Origin of the sequence: Caulobacter rhizosphaerae, assembly GCF_010977555.1 — a bacterium.
Taxonomy (GTDB): Bacteria; Pseudomonadota; Alphaproteobacteria; order Caulobacterales; family Caulobacteraceae; genus Caulobacter; species Caulobacter rhizosphaerae.
Map to the genome: position 1 here is coordinate 3,185,017 of NZ_CP048815.1, position 16,020 is coordinate 3,201,036.

15 protein-coding genes and 3 tRNA genes are annotated in these 16,020 nt (G+C 67.7%); 4 read left to right on the top strand and 14 right to left on the bottom strand.

The features are described 5' to 3' along the window. Positions 1-6: 6 nt before the first annotated feature. From G3M57_RS14525 to G3M57_RS14540, 4 genes are read right to left on the bottom strand one after another with little or no spacing between them, the layout of a single operon-like run. Entirely contained in the window at positions 7-1,260 is a 1,254-nt protein-coding gene (locus G3M57_RS14525; RefSeq protein WP_056750030.1) for an NADH-quinone oxidoreductase subunit D, read from the bottom strand. A gap of 5 nt (positions 1,261-1,265) precedes the next feature. Continuing rightward, positions 1,266-1,907: an NADH-quinone oxidoreductase subunit C gene (locus tag G3M57_RS14530; protein WP_056750027.1), complete on the bottom strand. Its 642-nt coding sequence runs from the start codon at positions 1,905-1,907 to the stop codon at positions 1,266-1,268. After that, the gene (locus tag G3M57_RS14535) at positions 1,904-2,521 is read right to left on the bottom strand and encodes a NuoB/complex I 20 kDa subunit family protein (RefSeq protein WP_156402050.1); all 618 of its coding nucleotides are present in this window, start codon (positions 2,519-2,521) and stop codon (positions 1,904-1,906) included. The genes G3M57_RS14530 and G3M57_RS14535 overlap by 4 nt, the downstream gene beginning before the upstream one ends. Continuing rightward, complete coding sequence (locus G3M57_RS14540; protein WP_028037644.1) at positions 2,491-2,868, bottom strand: NADH-quinone oxidoreductase subunit A; 378 nt, start codon at positions 2,866-2,868, stop codon at positions 2,491-2,493. The genes G3M57_RS14535 and G3M57_RS14540 overlap by 31 nt, the downstream gene beginning before the upstream one ends. A gap of 198 nt (positions 2,869-3,066) precedes the next feature. Here G3M57_RS14540 and G3M57_RS14545 point away from each other — a divergent pair. Both G3M57_RS14545 and G3M57_RS14550 read left to right on the top strand, forming a co-directional pair. Next, positions 3,067-3,143 (top strand) — tRNA-Asp (locus tag G3M57_RS14545). A gap of 77 nt (positions 3,144-3,220) precedes the next feature. Further along, positions 3,221-3,297 (top strand) — tRNA-Asp (locus G3M57_RS14550). A gap of 51 nt (positions 3,298-3,348) precedes the next feature. Here the strand turns inward: G3M57_RS14550 and G3M57_RS14555 are convergent. After that, positions 3,349-3,654, bottom strand: a complete 306-nt coding sequence (locus G3M57_RS14555; RefSeq protein WP_028037645.1) for a UBP-type zinc finger domain-containing protein — start codon at positions 3,652-3,654, stop codon at positions 3,349-3,351. A 128-nt stretch (positions 3,655-3,782) separates the two neighbouring features. Between G3M57_RS14555 and G3M57_RS14560 the strand changes: the two genes are divergently transcribed. Continuing rightward, positions 3,783-4,799 (top strand): LLM class flavin-dependent oxidoreductase, encoded by a 1,017-nt coding sequence (locus G3M57_RS14560; RefSeq protein ID WP_163231331.1) that lies wholly within the window; start codon positions 3,783-3,785, stop codon positions 4,797-4,799. 6 nt (positions 4,800-4,805) lie between these two features. Here G3M57_RS14560 and G3M57_RS14565 read toward each other — a convergent pair whose 3' ends face one another. The 3 genes from G3M57_RS14565 to G3M57_RS14575 are packed head-to-tail and all read right to left on the bottom strand — an operon-like array spanning position 4,806 to position 7,203. Beyond that, positions 4,806-6,038 (bottom strand): glycosyltransferase family 4 protein, encoded by a 1,233-nt coding sequence (locus G3M57_RS14565; RefSeq protein ID WP_163231333.1) that lies wholly within the window; start codon positions 6,036-6,038, stop codon positions 4,806-4,808. 60 nt (positions 6,039-6,098) lie between these two features. Beyond that, positions 6,099-6,266: a type II toxin-antitoxin system antitoxin gene (locus tag G3M57_RS14570; RefSeq protein ID WP_230983803.1), complete on the bottom strand. Its 168-nt coding sequence runs from the start codon at positions 6,264-6,266 to the stop codon at positions 6,099-6,101. 55 nt (positions 6,267-6,321) lie between these two features. Further along, positions 6,322-7,203, bottom strand: a complete 882-nt coding sequence (locus tag G3M57_RS14575; RefSeq protein ID WP_163231335.1) for an SPFH domain-containing protein — start codon at positions 7,201-7,203, stop codon at positions 6,322-6,324. Positions 7,204-7,308: 105 nt separating this feature from the next. On the opposite strand from G3M57_RS14575, the gene G3M57_RS14580 reads away from it, so the two are divergent. Beyond that, positions 7,309-8,562, top strand: a complete 1,254-nt coding sequence (locus G3M57_RS14580) for a glycosyltransferase (protein WP_163231337.1) — start codon at positions 7,309-7,311, stop codon at positions 8,560-8,562. Here G3M57_RS14580 and G3M57_RS14585 read toward each other — a convergent pair. The 6 genes from G3M57_RS14585 to clpX form a co-directional block, all read right to left on the bottom strand. Continuing rightward, a complete protein-coding gene (locus G3M57_RS14585; protein ID WP_163231339.1) occupies positions 8,559-9,665 on the bottom strand; it encodes a winged helix DNA-binding domain-containing protein in 1,107 nt (368 codons plus the stop codon). The two genes, G3M57_RS14580 and G3M57_RS14585, sit on opposite strands and share 4 nt — an antisense overlap. Then, positions 9,659-10,861, bottom strand: a complete 1,203-nt coding sequence (locus G3M57_RS14590; protein WP_163231341.1) for an esterase-like activity of phytase family protein — start codon at positions 10,859-10,861, stop codon at positions 9,659-9,661. The genes G3M57_RS14585 and G3M57_RS14590 overlap by 7 nt, the downstream gene beginning before the upstream one ends. A 68-nt stretch (positions 10,862-10,929) precedes the next feature. After that, positions 10,930-11,004, bottom strand: a tRNA-Val gene (locus G3M57_RS14595). 145 nt (positions 11,005-11,149) lie between these two features. After that, the gene (locus tag G3M57_RS14600) at positions 11,150-11,428 is read right to left on the bottom strand and encodes an HU family DNA-binding protein (protein WP_007676465.1); all 279 of its coding nucleotides are present in this window, start codon (positions 11,426-11,428) and stop codon (positions 11,150-11,152) included. 147 nt (positions 11,429-11,575) lie between these two features. Continuing rightward, positions 11,576-13,975 (bottom strand): endopeptidase La, encoded by a 2,400-nt coding sequence (gene lon / locus G3M57_RS14605; RefSeq protein ID WP_056750003.1) that lies wholly within the window; start codon positions 13,973-13,975, stop codon positions 11,576-11,578. 399 nt (positions 13,976-14,374) lie between these two features. After that, positions 14,375-15,637, bottom strand: coding sequence for an ATP-dependent Clp protease ATP-binding subunit ClpX (gene clpX / locus G3M57_RS14610; RefSeq protein ID WP_056750002.1), 1,263 nt, complete (start codon positions 15,635-15,637; stop codon positions 14,375-14,377). Positions 15,638-16,020: the final 383 nt, after the last annotated feature.

The window sequence follows — 16,020 nt, forward strand, 5'->3', positions numbered from 1 at the left end:
CGAGACTCACCGATCCACCTCGCCGAACACGATGTCGAGCGAGCCCAGGATGGCCGAGACGTCGGCCAGCTGGTGGCCGCGGTTCATCCAGTCCATGGCCGCCAGGTGCGAGAAGCCGGGCGCCTTGATCTTGCAACGGTAGGGCTTGTTGGTGCCGTTGCTGACCACGTAGACGCCGAACTCACCTTTGGGCGCCTCGACGGCCGCATAGACCTCGCCTTCCGGCGTGCGGAAGCCTTCGGTGTAGAGCTTGAAGTGATGGATCAGGGCTTCCATCGACCGCTTCATCTCAGCCCGGCGCGGCGGGCTGACCTTGTTGTCCTCGGTCAGCACCGGGCCGGGCGTGGCGCGCAGCTTTTCGATGGCCTGAAGGATGATCTTGGTCGACTCGCGCATCTCCTGCATGCGGCACAGGTAGCGATCGTAGCAGTCGCCGTTCTTGCCCAGCGGGATGTCGAACTCGAACTCGTTGTAGCACTCGTAGGGCTGGTTGCGGCGCAGGTCCCAGGCGATGCCCGAACCGCGCACCATCACGCCCGAGAAGCCCCAGGCCAGGGCGTCTTCCTTGCTGACCACGCCGATGTCGACGTTGCGCTGCTTGAAGATGCGGTTGTCGGTGATCAGGCCCTCGATGTCGTCGCAGATCTTCGGGAAGGCTTTCGCCCACGTCTCGATGTCGTCGATCAGGGAGGGGGTCAGGTCCTGGTGGACGCCGCCCGGACGGAAATAGTTGGCGTGCAGGCGAGCGCCGCTGGCGCGCTCGTAGAACACCATCAGCTTCTCGCGCTCCTCGAAGCCCCAGAGCGGCGGCGTCAAGGCGCCGACGTCCATGGCCTGGGTCGTCACGTTCAGCAGGTGGTTCAGCACCCGGCCGATCTCGCAGAACAGCACGCGGATCAGGCTGCCGCGCCTGGGCACGTCCACGCCCAGCAGCTTCTCGATGGCCAGGCAGAACGCGTGTTCCTGGTTCATCGGCGCCACGTAGTCGAGGCGGTCGAAGTACGGGATGTTCTGGAGGTAGGTGCGCGCCTCCATCAGCTTCTCGGTGCCGCGATGCAGCAGGCCGATGTGCGGATCGACGCGCTCGACGATCTCGCCGTCGAGTTCCAGCACCAGGCGCAGCACGCCGTGCGCGGCCGGGTGCTGCGGGCCGAAGTTGATGTTGAACTTGCGCACCGGGGTTTCCGGCACGGCAGGCAGCGACGGCGGTGTCTCGTGGAAGAAGTCGGTCGCGGCGGCGGGGGAATTGGAACCAGTCATGACTCTTACGCGTCCCCTGCCCGCTTCTCGGCCTTCTCGTCGCCCGGCAGGGCGTACTTGGCGCCCTCCCACGGGGACAGGAAGTCGAAGGCGCGGAACTCGGTGATCTTCACGGGCTCGTAGACCACGCGCTTCAGCTCGTCGTCGTAGCGGACCTCGACATAGCCCGTCATCGGGAAGTCCTTCCGCAGCGGATGGCCGTGGAAGCCGTAGTCGGTCAGGATCCGCCGCAGGTCGGGGTGGCCGTCGAAGAAGATGCCGTACATGTCGAAGGCTTCGCGCTCGAACCAGTCGGCGACCGGGAACACCGGCGTGGCGCTGGGAACGGCGGTGTCCTCGTCGGTCTGGACCTTGAACCGCACGCGATGGTTCTTCACCAGCGACAGCAGGTGATAGACCACGTCGAACCGGCGCTCGCGCTCCGGATAGTCGACGCCCGTCAGGTCCACCAGCTGGTGGAACCGGTAGTCGGGATGGTCGCGCAGATAGGTCAGGGCCTGGACCACGCGGTTGGACGGGCCCAGCAGGTTCAGTTCGCCGAACGCCACGTGGAACGCGGTGATCGCGCCGGCCGAGTTGGCGACGATCGCCTGGCCCAGGGCTTCCAGCGGCGACAGGACCGCTTCGGTGGTGACAACGTCGGTCATCGCTCGATCGTCCCCGTGCGACGGATCTTCTTCTGCAGCTGCAGCACGCCGTAGACCAGGGCCTCGGCGGTGGGCGGGCAGCCGGGAACATAGATGTCGATCGGCACGATCCGGTCGCAGCCGCGCACGACGCTGTAGCTGTAATAGTAGTAGCCGCCGCCGTTGGCGCAGCTGCCCATCGAGATGACGTAGCGCGGCTCGGGCATCTGGTCGTAGACCTTGCGCAGAGCCGGGGCCATCTTGTTGGTCAGGGTGCCGGCGACGATCATCACGTCCGACTGGCGCGGGCTGGCGCGCGGCGCGAAGCCGTAGCGCTCCAGGTCGTAGCGCGGCATGGCCGAGTGCATCATCTCGACAGCGCAGCAGGCCAGGCCGAAGGTCATCCACATCAGGCTGCCGGTGCGGGCCCAGGTGATCAGGTCGTCGGCGGCGGCCGTGACGAAGCCCTTGTCGGCCAGCTGGCCCGACAGGCCGTCGAAATAGGGGTCGTGCAGCTTGGGGTCATAGCCCTGCACCGTCGACCGCGCGGCCGAGCCCGCGGGAACGAGCGGGGAGCTGGGGGCCGCGCTGTTGGGGGGAACGATCACTCCCATTCGAGGGCGCCCTTCTTCCATTCGTAGATGAAGCCGACAGTCAGAACGCCCAGGAAGACCAGCATCGACCAGAAGGCGAAGGCGGCCACGTCGTGCGGCAGCTTCATCAGCGAAACGGCCCACGGGAACAGGAAGGCCACTTCCAGGTCGAAGATGATGAACAGGATCGAGACCAGGTAGAACCGGACGTCGAACTTCATGCGCGCGTCGTCGAAAGCGTTGAAGCCGCATTCGTAGGCGGACAGCTTTTCCGGGTCCGGCGCCTTGGGGGCGAGCACGGCGGCGGCGAGGATGAAGGCGATGCCGATGACCGCCGCGATCCCTAGGAAGATCACGATCGGCAGATACTGGAGAAGGAAGGCGTTCATGACAGCCCTTGGCTTGAATCGAGCGGGTTGTAGCTCAGTGTCGCCAGCGCTTCAAACGCCTCGGACACATTGAGAAACGGTCGCAACTGGCATTCACTCACAGCTTCCGCGACATGGCCGTTGACACGCCCATCGGCCCGACATATCAGACGCCCCTCGCCGCACGGCGGGTCGCACTTCGCTTCGGCGGAGCCTGATGCGGATGTAGCTCAGTTGGTTAGAGCGCCGGCCTGTCACGCCGGAGGTCGCGGGTTCAAGTCCCGTCATTCGCGCCACCTTCCCTGAAGTTGGCTGCTTCCCACCGCCAGGCAGTCTATGGAACGACCGCGCCGGACATTGGTTCGCGCCCGACGCGGATGTAGCTCAGTTGGTTAGAGCGCCGGCCTGTCACGCCGGAGGTCGCGGGTTCAAGTCCCGTCATTCGCGCCACTTCCCCTTCTCCTTGCAGTCCTCGCGGTCAGGCCATGGACTCGCCGCGCCTCAATAGAATCGCGGAATCGGTCCCGGGTGCGGAGTCGGCGCGTCGAATTCGAAGAACTCCTCGTCGACATAGCACCAGCCCCAGCCCTCGGGCGGGTCGTAGCCCTCGATGATCGGGTGGGCGGTGGCCTTGAAATGTTTGGTCGCATGCTTGTTTTTTGACTGGTCGCAGCAGCCGACATGCCCGCAGGTCCGGCACAGCCGCAGGTGCAGCCAGGAATCGCCCGTCTTCAGGCACTCCTCGCAGCCGGCCGTTCCGGGCGTCACATCCTGGATCTGGTCCAGATGGGTGCATTTCAACGCCATGACGGTCTCCGTTCCTGGTCGCCCTTCAGGCGAAACGATCCACGGCGACTCCTGCACCGATCCCGGCGGCCCGGCTAGAACGAACCGATCGTCTTGAGGTTCGCCTTCCGCGTTCCGATCTAGCGTGCATGTCGCACGCCCATCCCCTGCCCTTTTCCGTCCTCGACCTGGCCCCCGTCCCGCAAGGAACCACCGTCGGCCAGGCGCTTCAAAACAGCCTGGACCTGGCCCGCCATGCCGAACGGCTGGGCTATCACCGCTATTGGCTGGCCGAGCACCACAACATGCCGGGAATCGCCAGCGCCGCGACCGCCGTGGTCATCGGCCACGTGGCGGCCGGCACCTCGACCATCCGCGTCGGCTCGGGCGGGGTCATGCTGCCCAACCACGCGCCGCTGATGGTGGCCGAGGCGTTCGGCACCCTGGCGGCCCTCCATCCCGGCCGAATCGACCTGGGTCTGGGTCGCGCGCCGGGCACTGACCAGGCCACCATGCGGGCCCTGCGCCGTTACATGGGCGCGGTGGACAGCTTCGCTCAGGACGTCGTCGAGCTGCAGGGCTGGTTCCAGCCGGCCCAGCCCGGCCAGTCGGTGCGCGCCGTGCCGGGCGAGGGCCAGGACGTGCCGTTGTGGCTGCTCGGCTCCAGCACCTACAGCGCCCAGTTGGCCGCCGCCCTGGGCCTGCCGTTCGCCTTCGCCGCCCACTTCGCGCCCGACCAGCTGATGGAGGCGATCGCCATCTATCGGCGCACCTTCAAGCCGTCCGAAGCGCTGGCCCAGCCCTATGTCCTGGTCTGCATCGGGGTCTGCGCGGCCGACGGCGACGACGAGGCCCGCCGCCTGTTCACCTCAAGCCAACAGCAGTTCGTGGCCCTGCGGCGCGGCAATCCGGGCCTGTTGCCGCCGCCGGTGGACGACATCCGCGATGTGGCCTCGGACGCCGAGATCGCGGGACTGGACCACACCTTCCGCTATTCGGCGATCGGCGCGCCCGACACGGTCCGCGCCAAGATCCAGAAGGTGCTGGACCTCACCGGCGCCGACGAACTGATGGCCGCTTCGCAGATCCACGACCATGCGGCGCGGAAACGATCCTACGAGATCCTGGCTCAGGTGCGCGGCGCGCTGACGAAAGCGGCCGCTTAGGTCAGCCTAGGCCCATCCGACCAGCTCGGCCGCGGGTTCCGGCGCGTCTTCGAACGCGGTGCAGCCGGTGAGTCGGCCGTAGATCGCCGACAGCTTGCGGAAGACCGGGTCCCAGCCGTGCCGGTGCTCGGCGCGCTGGCGGGCGGCGCGACCCAGGGCCGAAACGTCGCGCGCGAACACCGCCTCGACCGCTTCGGCGAAGGCGCGGGCCTCCGACGCCGTGGCCAGGGCCCCGACGGTCTCATCCACGGATTCGGCCACGCCGCCGGCCGCCACGCCGATCACCGGCAGGCCGCAGGCCATGGCCTCCAGCACGATCAGGCCGAACGGCTCGTTGTCGTTGGCGTGGACGAAGGCGTCGCAGCCGGCCAGCACCGCCGCCAGGCTCTGGGGATCACGCTGGTAGTCCATGCAGATCACCCGGTCGCTGGGCGGCGCGCCGGCGCCCGCCCCCACGAACAGCAGCACATAGGGGTCGCCCAGACGCTCGACCGCCTCGACCAGCACGTCCAGCTTCTTCTCCTTGGCCGGACGGCCGGCGAACACCAGGATCCGATGGCGGCTGGTCAGGCCCAGACGGCGGCGCAGGGCTTCGCGATCGCCGCGACCAGGATTGAAGATGTCGGTGTCGACGCCCAGCGGCAGGCCAATGGCGTTCTTGACGCCCGCCTCGATCAGCCGGCCGGCGATGAACTGACTGGGGGCCACGGCCTGATCGAACTGGCGGTAGATCGCCGCCCAGCGCTTCTGCACCGGCTTTTCGGCCCATTCGCCGATGTGCAGCGCCGCCAGCGCGCCCAGGTCGGTGTGACAGAAACCCACCACAGGCACGCCCAGGGCGTCGCCCGCCTTCAGGGCCGCCAATCCCGGCGTGTACGGATCGCCGGCCTCGATGATGTCCGGCCGCTGACGAATCAGTCGCTCCATCCAGGCGTTCTTGACCACCGGCCAGCGATAGCCGTCGCCGAACGGCAGAGGCGCCGCATAGATCGAAACCCGTCCGTGCCCGTCGTGAGCATCCCGGGGGCCGGGCACCACGAGGGTGTGCCGAACCTGGGGCCGATTCGCCGCGATCCAGGCCCGCTTGGAGTTCAGATAGCGCCGAACCCCGCCGCTACGGGGCGCATAGAGCATCGTGGTGTCGACCAGCCTGACCGGCTTTCCGCCGGGCCGGACCGCCTTGAACAGGGGTTCTTCTGCCTCGTTGAACGCCGAGAGCCGATCAAACCTCAAATCCATCACGCCGGAACCTCGCTTGTCAGCCGCTCCCGCCGACACGGTCGCAGAGCCTTAAGACACTCACGGGGACGGAGGTTCCTCCGAAGCTGGAGCGGTGTCCAGCGCCCGCAACGCACCCCGCCGCGAGAGCGCTTCCCGCAGGAGCATTTCGACCTGGGCGTTGACGCTGCGCAGTTCGGCCGCCGCCAGGGTTTCGACGGCGGCCAGCACCTCGGGGCGTACGCGCATCAGGAACGCGCGGCGCCCGCCTTTCGACGCATCGGATGGAGACGCGGCCAACGGATCAGCCGTACAGCGTGCCGGTGTTGACCACGGGCTGGGCCTCGCGGTCGGCGCACAGCACCACCAGCAGGTTGGACACCATCGCCGCCTTGCGCTCATCGTCCAGGACGACGACGTCCCGCTCGCTGAGCTGCTGCAGCGCGTTCTCGACCATGCCGACCGCGCCGGCGACGATCGTGCGGCGGGCGGCCAGCACAGCCTCGGCCTGCTGGCGCTTGAGCATCGAACCGGCGATCTCGGGCGCGTAGGCCAGGTGCATCAGGTGCGTCTCGTCGATCGACACGCCGGCCACGGCGGTGCGCCCCCGCAGGTCCGTCCGCAGGCGCTCGCTTACATGGTCCGCGTCCGACCGCAGGGTCGGTTCGCCGCTGTCGTCGTGGTCGTAGGCGTAGTGCGAGGCCGTCTCGCGCAGCGCCGTCTCAATCTGGATGTGCACGAAGGCAGCATAGTCGTCGACGTCGAACAGGGCCTGGGCGGTGTCCGACACCCGCCAGACGATGTTGGCGGCGATCTCGACCGGGTTGCCGCGCTTGTCGTTGACCTTGAGGGTTTCGCTGGTGACGTTGCGCACCCGCAGGCTGATCTTCTTGCGGCCGTACCAGGGCAGCACCCAGCGCAGGCCGGTCCGCCGGTCGGTGCCGACATAGGTCCCGAACAGGGTGACGACATAGGCTTCGTTGGGCTGCAGCGCATAGAAGCCGCAGCTGGTCAGCAGGAAGAGCACGATCAGGACCGCGCCGCCGACCGGACCGGCGACGCCGCCCGTCGAGAAGGCCCAGACGGCGGCGGCTAGCATTACCGGAAGCGAGATCAGCGGCAGCCCGCCGCCGATCCCGCCATAGGGGCGTTCGGTCGAGCGATTGATGTTCGGCGCGTCGGACATGGAGTCCTCCAGGGTTGATTTCAAAGTGATATCACTTTGATCGCTTATGGCAAGGCTCGTTCGGACCGCGTAGGCAGGCGATGCGAAGGCGGTCGAGGGTCCCTGATGGCGCGTTATCTGTTCACCACCTGGGAAGGCGGCGGCCACGTGCAGCCCATGCTGTCGGTCGCCCGCGACCTGGCGGCCCGCCGCCACGCCGTGCTGACGCTGAGCGACCCGTGCAACGCGCCCGACGCCGCCGCCCTGGGCGTGCCGTTCCGCGCCTGGACCACCGCGCCCTTCCAGACCGGCAAGACTCGCGACGACGACCGGCTGAAGGACCACGAGGCCGACAATCCGCTGGCCGTGATCCACCGCCTGCTTGAGCGGGTGATGGCCGGCCCCGCCCTCGCCTACGCCAACGACACCCTGGCGGCGATCGACGCTTTCGGGCCGGACGTGGTGGTGTCGCAGGAACTGCTGCTGGGCTCGATGGCCGCGGCGGAGGCCCGCGGCCTGCCTCTGGCCCTGCTGGCCGCCAACATCTGGTCGCTGCCGACGATGCCTGGCGCGCCGCCGTTCGGGGCCGGCATGCTGCCGGCGACCAGCGACGAGGAACGGGCCATGCACGCCATGGTTGGCCAGATGGGCCGAAGCTTCTTCCAGGCCGGCCTGCCCGACCTGAACGCCGCCCGGGCCGCTCTGGGTCTGCCGCCCCTGAGCGACCTGTTCGGACAACTCGACGTCGCCAAGGCCGTCCTCCTGGCGACCAGCAAGGCCTTCGACTTCGCCCCCGAGCCCCTGCCCGCCCCCTTCGTCCATGTGGGGCCCTACCTGGCCGATCCGGCCTGGGTCGAGCCGTTCCCGACGCCGTCCGGCGACGCGCCGCTGGTGGTGGTGTCGTTCTCCAGCCTCTACCAGGCGCAGGAGCCGGTGCTGCGCGCGATCCTCGCCGCCCTGGGCCGATTGCCGGTGCGCGGCGTGGTCACCACCGGCCCGACCATCGATCCGGCCGAGTTCGCGGCGCCGGACAATGTCGCCGTCGTTCGCAGCGCCTCGCACGGCGATCTGCTGAAGGGCGCGGCCCTGTTCGTCACCCATGCCGGCCATGGTTCGACCTTGAGGCCGCTGATGGCCGGGGTTCCGCTGCTGTGCCTGCCGATGGGTCGCGACCAGCACGACAACGCCGCCCGCGTCGCCCATCGCGGCGCCGGCCTGACCCTGCCGGCCGACGCCGGCCCCGACCAGATCGCCGCCGCCGTGCGTCGCCTGCTCGACGAGCCGGCGTTCAAGGCCGCCGCCGAGACCCTGGGCGCGGCGATCCGCGCCGACGAGGCCGCCCGCGACGCGGCCGCCGCGCTAGAGGCGCTGGCGGCCTAGGTCTCGGCGACCTCGATCCGGACTTCGCCGCCGGCGTGCTTGGCGGCGAAGACCAGCAGGCGCTCGCCCTCGTCCGCCAGGGCGGTGGCGACAGCCTTGGTCGGTTTGGCGAACAGGTCGACGTGGAGCACCGACGCCGTCTTGCCGTCCTCGATGCGCCACCGCCCGGCCGTGAAACCGTCGATCAGCACCGTCGCCCGCAGGATGCCGTTGGGCGTGTAGAGCCGGCGCTTGTGATCCGCCGACATGATCCGCGTCCGATCCTCGTGGGCCAGCAGCACGTTGTCGAACTCGCCGAGGAACCGCAGGGGCGTCTCGGCGTCGCCCGGCGGGCGCTCGGCGTGGGGGAGGTCGAACAGATCCACCCCGTCCTCACCTTGGAAAACCGCCAGGAGCGGGCGGAGCGACTCGAACGTGGGGGCCAGGCGACTGAGGCCCAGCCAGGTCTGGGCGTCGGCGACGCTGGCGGGCCCGAACGCCGCCAGGTAGCGCCGCACCAGGTCGGCCAAGGCGAAGCCGCGCTTGGGCGCGGCCAACCGATCCTCCATTGCCGCCAGCGTCGGCTGGCCGCTCCGCCCCCATAGCCCGCGCGGCGGTAGTTGCAGCATCGGCAGGTGAATGCGGGCCGCCATGGCCAAGGCCTGCGGATCGCGCCCCGGCCAGCGCGCAGCCAAGGCGTCGCGAAGCTCGGCGGCGGTCAGCGGTCCGCGCCGCAGCAGTTCGCGCGCCGCCGCCGTGATCTCGGCTTGGTCCAGCCCGGCCAAGGCGCGACCGTACACGCCGCCTTCGGTCAGGAACCGATCCAGGCCCCGCTGGATCAGCGGCCGGATCGCCGCGAAATCCTCGGCGGCGGCGATGTGCAGGGTGCCGCGCATCAGCGTGCCGCGCGCCAGGCTGAAGTCTTCCAACAGTTCGGACAGGTCTTGCGGCGCGAAGGCCTTAAGCCGGGTCCAGAGCGCGAAATACGGCGCCTGGGCGGACTGGGCCTGCAGGGCGATCAGCCGCTCCAGCGCCTCCGGCACGGACAGGTCGGCGCGCCGCGACAGGTGCTGGCGCGCCAGCAGCGCCCGGTTCAGCGCCCGGCGGTCCAGGATCTTCACCATGGGGCTCCCCCTCCGCCCGCGACCTGCTCGCCGTCGGCGAGCGGGGCGGGGAAGCTGACCCTGAAGAACGCCGTCTCCCGGCCCTCGACCCCAAAGTCGTTGTCGGTGCTGAGCAGCAGGTCGCGGTCCGACAGCAGGGCCAGGCCTTCCAGGTCGGCGTCGATCTGCGGCCAGTCATCGGTCGACAGCACCAGGGTCTTGGTCAGGACCGGCGCGTCCAGCGTCACGCGATAGAGCTTCGAGGTGCGGGAGATCCGCTCCAGGACCAGCAGTTGGTCGCCGCCCAGCGACACGGCCTCCGAGATCTTCAGGTCCTCCGGCCCCACCGGTCCAGTCTCGGCGTCACGCCGGAACGTCTCCGGCGCGTCGAACGGATAGAAATGCTCGGCGAGCGGCGCGCCGGTCCGGGCGTCCAGCGTCCACAGGCGGGCGCGGCCACGCCCTTCGGCCGTGACCTCGTCCTTGGCCGCCAGCGGACTTTGCAGGATCACGTGCAGCCGCGTTTCGTCCGGCGACAGGGCAATGGCTTCGAAGCCCCGGTTCAGGCGCCGGCGGGCCGACAGGGCCGGCAGCACGTCCTCCACGCGATAGGCCGCGCCGACCAGGGCCGCGCCGTCGCCTTTCGGGACCCAGCGCGCCACGACCACGCCGTCGGCGCCCACGACCAGGATCGAGGGGCCGTATTCGTCGGCCACCCGGAAGGTGCCGTCGCCCAGGGCCACGATCCCCTCGGTGTCGCCGCCGGACAGGCTGGGCGCCAGCGGGGCGCCCGACAGGTCGAAGGCGGGCTCCATCGCCGCCAGGTCGCCGCCGGGTCCCGGTAGACCGTCGAAGGCCGCGCCCGTCGCGTCGCGCAGCGGCAGCGTCTGGAGACAGACGACCCTATCGGCCTCGACCCGAAGCTGGGCCAGCGTCGGCCCGATCGCCGGGTGCGGCATGATCTTGGCTCCTTCGAGCTCGGCCAGGCCTGACAGCGACGCCAGGCCGTGATCCTCGACCGCCGCCCCGACCTTGATGTTGGGACCACGATCCCCGATCGCCCAGACGACGCCCGGCGGATCGCAGGCTCGCCGGGCCAGGCCCGAGCCCAAGCCCAGGGTGATGCGCAGGGCCCCCTTGGGCGTCTCCACCTGGTCGAGAAGGCGGTCGGCCCAGACAAGGCGGGTGACGGTGATGTCGGCGGGTTCGGCGGCCATACCCGATCCGTGCGGGCGGCGATGGCGAAAGTCCTCGCCTGTCGAACCCTGGTTTGTCGCGCTGATGTTGGTGGGCGGTGAGGGGATCGAACCCCCGACCCTCTCGGTGTAAACGAGACGCTCTACCGCTGAGCTAACCGCCCCCAGGACCTTCAAGCCCGTCTGTGCGAGGCGGACGAAGCCAAGACGGACGGGGATGTGGGAGATACCCCGTCCGCTCGGAAATGTCCTGCATAGAAAAGGCGGGACGCCTGCGTGGCGGCCCGCCCTCGAAATCTGTTTACTGGATCAGCCGTTCAGCGTGGTCTTCAGACCTTCGCCGACCTGGAACCGGGCGGTCTTGGAGGCCGGACGATTGACGGTCTCGCCGGTGCGCGGGTTGCGCGCGGTGCCGGCGGCCCGGGCGACCGCCTTGAACGTGCCGAAGCCGACCAGGCGCACGTCCTCGCCCGATTTCAGCGAGGTGGTGACGGCGTCGATGAAAGCTTCGAGAGCGTCCTTAGCCTGGTTCTTGTTGATGCCCGCCTTTTCGGCGATCGCCGTGACGAGTTCGGCCTTTGTGGTCATGTTCTTCTCCCAGCATGAAAGCGGCGGCGCTGGCTACAGCTCACGCCGCTTCGCTCGACCGGGAGTATGCGGGGTTCAGACGGCCCGTCAAACGAAGGCGGCGCGGAAATACTCCGCGCCGCCCAAGTTATCGACGATAAGTTGCTATTAGTGGGTCAGGACAGCGTCGCTGTCGCCATCCTCGACCTTCGCAGTCGCAGCAATCGGCTCGTCTTCCTCGCGCCATTCGACCGGCGTGAGCGGGCCGACCAGGGCGTGTTTCAGCACTTCGTCGAAGGTGGACACCGGGATGATCTCCAGGCCGTCCTTCACGCTTTGCGGGACGTCGGCCAGATCCTTCTCGTTCTCCTGAGGGATCAGGACCGTCTTCACGCCCGAGCGCAGAGCCGCCAGCAGCTTTTCCTTGAGGCCGCCGATCGCCGTGACCCGGCCGCGCAGGGTGATCTCGCCGGTCATGGCGATGTCCTTGCGGATCGGGACGCCCGTCAGCACCGAAACGATGGCCAGGGCCATGGCGCTGCCGGCCGACGGACCGTCCTTGGGCGTGGCGCCGTCCGGAACGTGCACGTGGACGTCGGTCTTCTCGAAGAGCGGCGGCTTGATGCCGAACTGCACCGCCCGCGAGCGGACGTAGCTGTTGGCCGCCGAGATCGACTCCTTCATCACGTCCTTGAGGTTGCCGGTGACCGTCATGCGGCCCTTGCCCGGCATCTTCACGGCTTCGATGGTCAGGATGTCGCCGCCGAACTCCGTCCAGGCCAGACCGGTGACGATGCCGACTTGGTCGATCTCGTCCGTCTCGCCGTAGCGGTACTTCTTGACGCCCGCATACTTGGCCAGGCGCTCATCGTCGATCGTGATCGTGGCGACCTTTTCACGGGCCAGGTCACGAACGGTTTTGCGCGCCAGGGCCCCCAGCTCCCGCTCCAGCGACCGCACGCCGGCTTCCCGGGTGTAGTAGCGGATCAGGTCGCGGATGGCCTTTTCGGGCACCACGAACTCGGCCGCCTTCAGGCCGTGGTCCTTCATCTGCTTGGGCAGGATGTGGCGCTTGGCGATCTCGACCTTCTCATCCTCGGTGTAGCCGGGGATGCGGATGATCTCCATGCGGTCCAGCAGCGGCTGGGGCATGTTGAGGCTGTTGGCGGTGGTGACGAACATCACCTGCGACAGGTCGTAATCGACTTCCAGATAGTGGTCGCCGAACGTCGAGTTCTGCGCCGGGTCCAGCACCTCCAGCAGGGCCGAGGACGGGTCGCCGCGATAGTCGCTGCCCATCTTGTCGATCTCGTCCAGCAGGACGAAGGCGTTGGTGGTCTTGGCCTTCTTCATGGTCTGGATGATCTTGCCGGGCATCGAGCCGATATAGGTCCGACGGTGACCGCGGATCTCGGCCTCGTCGCGCACGCCGCCCAGCGAGATGCGGGCGAACTCGCGACCGGTCGCCTTGGCCAGCGAACGGCCCAGCGAGGTCTTGCCCACCCCGGGAGGGCCGACGAGGCACAGGATCGGGCCCTTCAGCGAGTTGGTGCGCGCCTGGACGGCCAGGTACTCGAGGATGCGCTCCTTGACCTTCTCCAGGCCATAGTGGTCCTCTTCGAGCACCGCCTCGGCCTCGACCAGGTCGATCTTCTTGGTCTTGGCCTTGCCCCACGGGATCGACAGCATCCAGTCCAGATAATTCCGGACCACGGTGCTTTCGGCCGACATCGGGCTCATGTTGCGCAGCTTCTTCAGTTCACCCTCGGCCTTGGCCCGGGCTTCCTTGGAAAGCTTGGTCTTCTTGATGCGCTTCTCGAGCTCGATCAGTTCGTCGCGCTGATCGTCGGGGTCGCCCAGCTCGCGCTGGATCGCCTTCATCTGCTCGTTCAGATAATATTCGCGCTGGGTCTTCTCCATCTGGCGCTTCACGCGCGAGCGGATTTTCTTCTCGACCTGCAGCACCGAGATCTCGCCCTCCATCAGGGCGAAGACCTTTTCCAGGCGCTTCACGACGTCGAAGATTTCCAGCAGGTGCTGCTTGTCGCCGATCTTGACCGACAGGTGGGCCGAGATGCTGTCGGCCAGCTTGCCGGGTTCGGCGATCTGCGGGATCGAGGCCAGGGCCTCGGGCGGCACCTTCTTGTTCAGTTTGACGTAGTTCTCGAACTGCTCGACCACGGCGCGCGACAGCGCCTCGGCCTCGGGGCCCACGCCCTGGTCCTCGTTCACCTCGCCGACCTGGGCCTCGTAATAGGCCTCCTGGTCGGTGAAGCGCACGACGGCCGCGCGGCCCTTGCCCTCGACCAGCACCTTGACGGTGCCGTCGGGCAGTTTCAGCAGTTGCAAGACGGTGGCCAGCACGCCGACATCGTAGATGTCGGTCGGGGCCGGATCGTCGTCGGCCGAGTTCTTCTGGGTGACCAGAAGGATCTCCTTGCCGCCGCGCATCACCTCTTCGAGGGCGCGAACGGACTTGTCACGCCCGACGAACAACGGGACCACCATATGCGGGAACACCACGATGTCCCGCAGGGGCAGCACAGGAAGCGTACGAATCTCAGACATGATGCTCTCTACTCCTGGCCGGCGCGTTGCACTCGCGCTCGGCCACGCGGGCCGCCGTCACCCAGACGATGCGCCTGAGTCGTACGACCCGTCCGCTCGGGACTGAGCGGATGGTCGTTATTTATGTGGACCTTTTGCAACACGGTTCAAGCGTGCTCGCCTGATAGCGGCGACGGGTCGCGGTGAAGCGGTCAAGGTGCAACGGCCATGCCCCCTGCCCGGCTCCACAATGCACGATCCATGCTGGCGCAGGGCTCGCGACGCCCAGGTTTTGCCGCCGCGGACCTTTCGCGCCGGTTGATCCAAGGGAAGCGTCACAACGCAAGGCGGTCCCGTGTGATGAAAAAGGCGCGCCCGGCGGAGCCGGACGCGCCTCGTTCAGAGCCGTTTTGACGAGGGTCAGGCCGAAGCCGCCCCGCCCTTCTTCTCGGCGTAGATCAGCAGCGGCTGGGCCCGGCCTTCGACGACCTCGGCGTTGACCACCACTTCCTCGACGCCCTCGTAGTTGGGCAGTTCGAACATGGTCTCCAGCAGGATGCCTTCCATGATCGAGCGCAGACCGCGCGCGCCGGTCTTGCGGGCGATGGCCTTCTTGGCGACGCCGTGCAGGGCGTCGTCGGTGAAGGTCAGGCCGATATTCTCCATCTCGAACAGGCGCTGGTATTGCTTGACGAAGGCGTTCTTCGGCTCGGTCAGGATCTTCACCAGGGCGGCCTCGTCGAGGTCCTCCAGGGTGGCGATCACCGGCAGGCGGCCGATGAATTCCGGGATCAGGCCGAAGCGCTGCAGGTCGTCGGGCTCGACGCCGCGCAGGATCTCGCCCGTGCGACGCTCCTCCGGGTCCGCCACCTTGGCGCCGAAGCCGATCGACTTGCCCTGGCCGCGCGCCGAGATGATGCGCTCCAGGCCCGCGAAGGCCCCGCCGCAGATGAACAGGATGTTGGTCGTGTCGACCTGCAGGAACTCCTGCTGCGGATGCTTGCGCCCGCCTTGCGGCGGCACGGAGGCGACAGTGCCTTCCATGATCTTCAGCAGGGCCTGCTGCACGCCTTCGCCCGACACGTCTCGGGTGATCGACGGGTTGTCGGACTTGCGGCTGATCTTGTCGATCTCGTCGATATAGACGATGCCGCGCTGGGCGCGCTCGACGTTGTAGTCGGCGGCTTGCAGCAGCTTGAGCACGATATTCTCGACGTCCTCGCCCACATAACCGGCTTCGGTCAGGGTGGTGGCGTCGGCCATCGTGAACGGCACGTCGATGATTCGGGCCAGGGTCTGGGCCAGCAGCGTCTTGCCGGTGCCGGTCGGACCGACCAGCAGGATGTTCGACTTGGCCAGCTCGACGTCGTTGTTTTTCGAGGCGTGGTTCAGGCGCTTGTAGTGGTTGTGCACCGCGACCGCGAGCACCTTCTTGGCGTGATTTTGCCCGATCACGTAATCGTCCAGGACTTCGCAGATTTCGCGCGGCGTGGGCACGCCGTCCTTGGACTTCACGAAGGCGATCTTGTGCTCTTCGCGGATGATGTCCATGCAAAGCTCGACGCATTCATCGCAGATGAACACCGTCGGCCCCGCGATGAGCTTACGCACCTCATGCTGGCTCTTTCCGCAGAAAGAACAGTAGAGAGTGCTCTTGGTGTCGCCGCTCGCGGCTTTCGTCATGGTCGCTTCTCACGCTAGGGCGGTCCAGGCCGAAAGCCGAAACCACCGACTCCTTAGCGCCTATCTCGCCACCGAAGCAGCAGGATATCCGCCGGGAGTTGTCTAATCCTTGACATTCCCCGATCCGGGCGCACGGCACAAGCCTTGGAGCCGATTTACAGCCCCCAAGTTCGTGGATGGTGCGTACGGTTTCATGGAATTCCTCTCTAAAATGGCGTCCACGAGCGTCAACGCAAGCCGCCCGTCGTTTGCTCCGTCGGGGGGCGCGTCAAAAAGCCCCGCCTTGAACAACCCGGACGCTCGTTCGCTTCACCTGGCGATGGCCTTAGGCGGCCAAGGCGGAATCGTGTTGCAAGGCCGGCAAGGTTGCGGGGCGCGCGAGC

Coding starts and splice junctions, on each gene's coding strand:
- G3M57_RS14535 (WP_156402050.1), bottom strand. CDS start 2,521: ATGGAAGAAGGGCGCCCTCGAATGGGAGTGATCGTTCCCCCCAACAGC.
- G3M57_RS14560 (WP_163231331.1), top strand. CDS start 3,783: ATGTCGCACGCCCATCCCCTGCCCTTTTCCGTCCTCGACCTGGCCCCC.
- G3M57_RS14590 (WP_163231341.1), bottom strand. CDS start 10,861: ATGGCCGCCGAACCCGCCGACATCACCGTCACCCGCCTTGTCTGGGCC.
- G3M57_RS14530 (WP_056750027.1), bottom strand. CDS start 1,907: ATGACCGACGTTGTCACCACCGAAGCGGTCCTGTCGCCGCTGGAAGCC.
- G3M57_RS14540 (WP_028037644.1), bottom strand. CDS start 2,868: ATGAACGCCTTCCTTCTCCAGTATCTGCCGATCGTGATCTTCCTAGGG.
- G3M57_RS14580 (WP_163231337.1), top strand. CDS start 7,309: ATGGCGCGTTATCTGTTCACCACCTGGGAAGGCGGCGGCCACGTGCAG.
- G3M57_RS14600 (WP_007676465.1), bottom strand. CDS start 11,428: ATGACCACAAAGGCCGAACTCGTCACGGCGATCGCCGAAAAGGCGGGC.
- clpX (WP_056750002.1), bottom strand. CDS start 15,637: ATGACGAAAGCCGCGAGCGGCGACACCAAGAGCACTCTCTACTGTTCT.
- G3M57_RS14555 (WP_028037645.1), bottom strand. CDS start 3,654: ATGGCGTTGAAATGCACCCATCTGGACCAGATCCAGGATGTGACGCCC.
- G3M57_RS14585 (WP_163231339.1), bottom strand. CDS start 9,665: ATGGTGAAGATCCTGGACCGCCGGGCGCTGAACCGGGCGCTGCTGGCG.
- G3M57_RS14570 (WP_230983803.1), bottom strand. CDS start 6,266: ATGCGCGTACGCCCCGAGGTGCTGGCCGCCGTCGAAACCCTGGCGGCG.
- lon (WP_056750003.1), bottom strand. CDS start 13,975: ATGTCTGAGATTCGTACGCTTCCTGTGCTGCCCCTGCGGGACATCGTG.
- G3M57_RS14525 (WP_056750030.1), bottom strand. CDS start 1,260: ATGACTGGTTCCAATTCCCCCGCCGCCGCGACCGACTTCTTCCACGAG.
- G3M57_RS14575 (WP_163231335.1), bottom strand. CDS start 7,203: ATGTCCGACGCGCCGAACATCAATCGCTCGACCGAACGCCCCTATGGC.
- G3M57_RS14565 (WP_163231333.1), bottom strand. CDS start 6,038: ATGGATTTGAGGTTTGATCGGCTCTCGGCGTTCAACGAGGCAGAAGAA.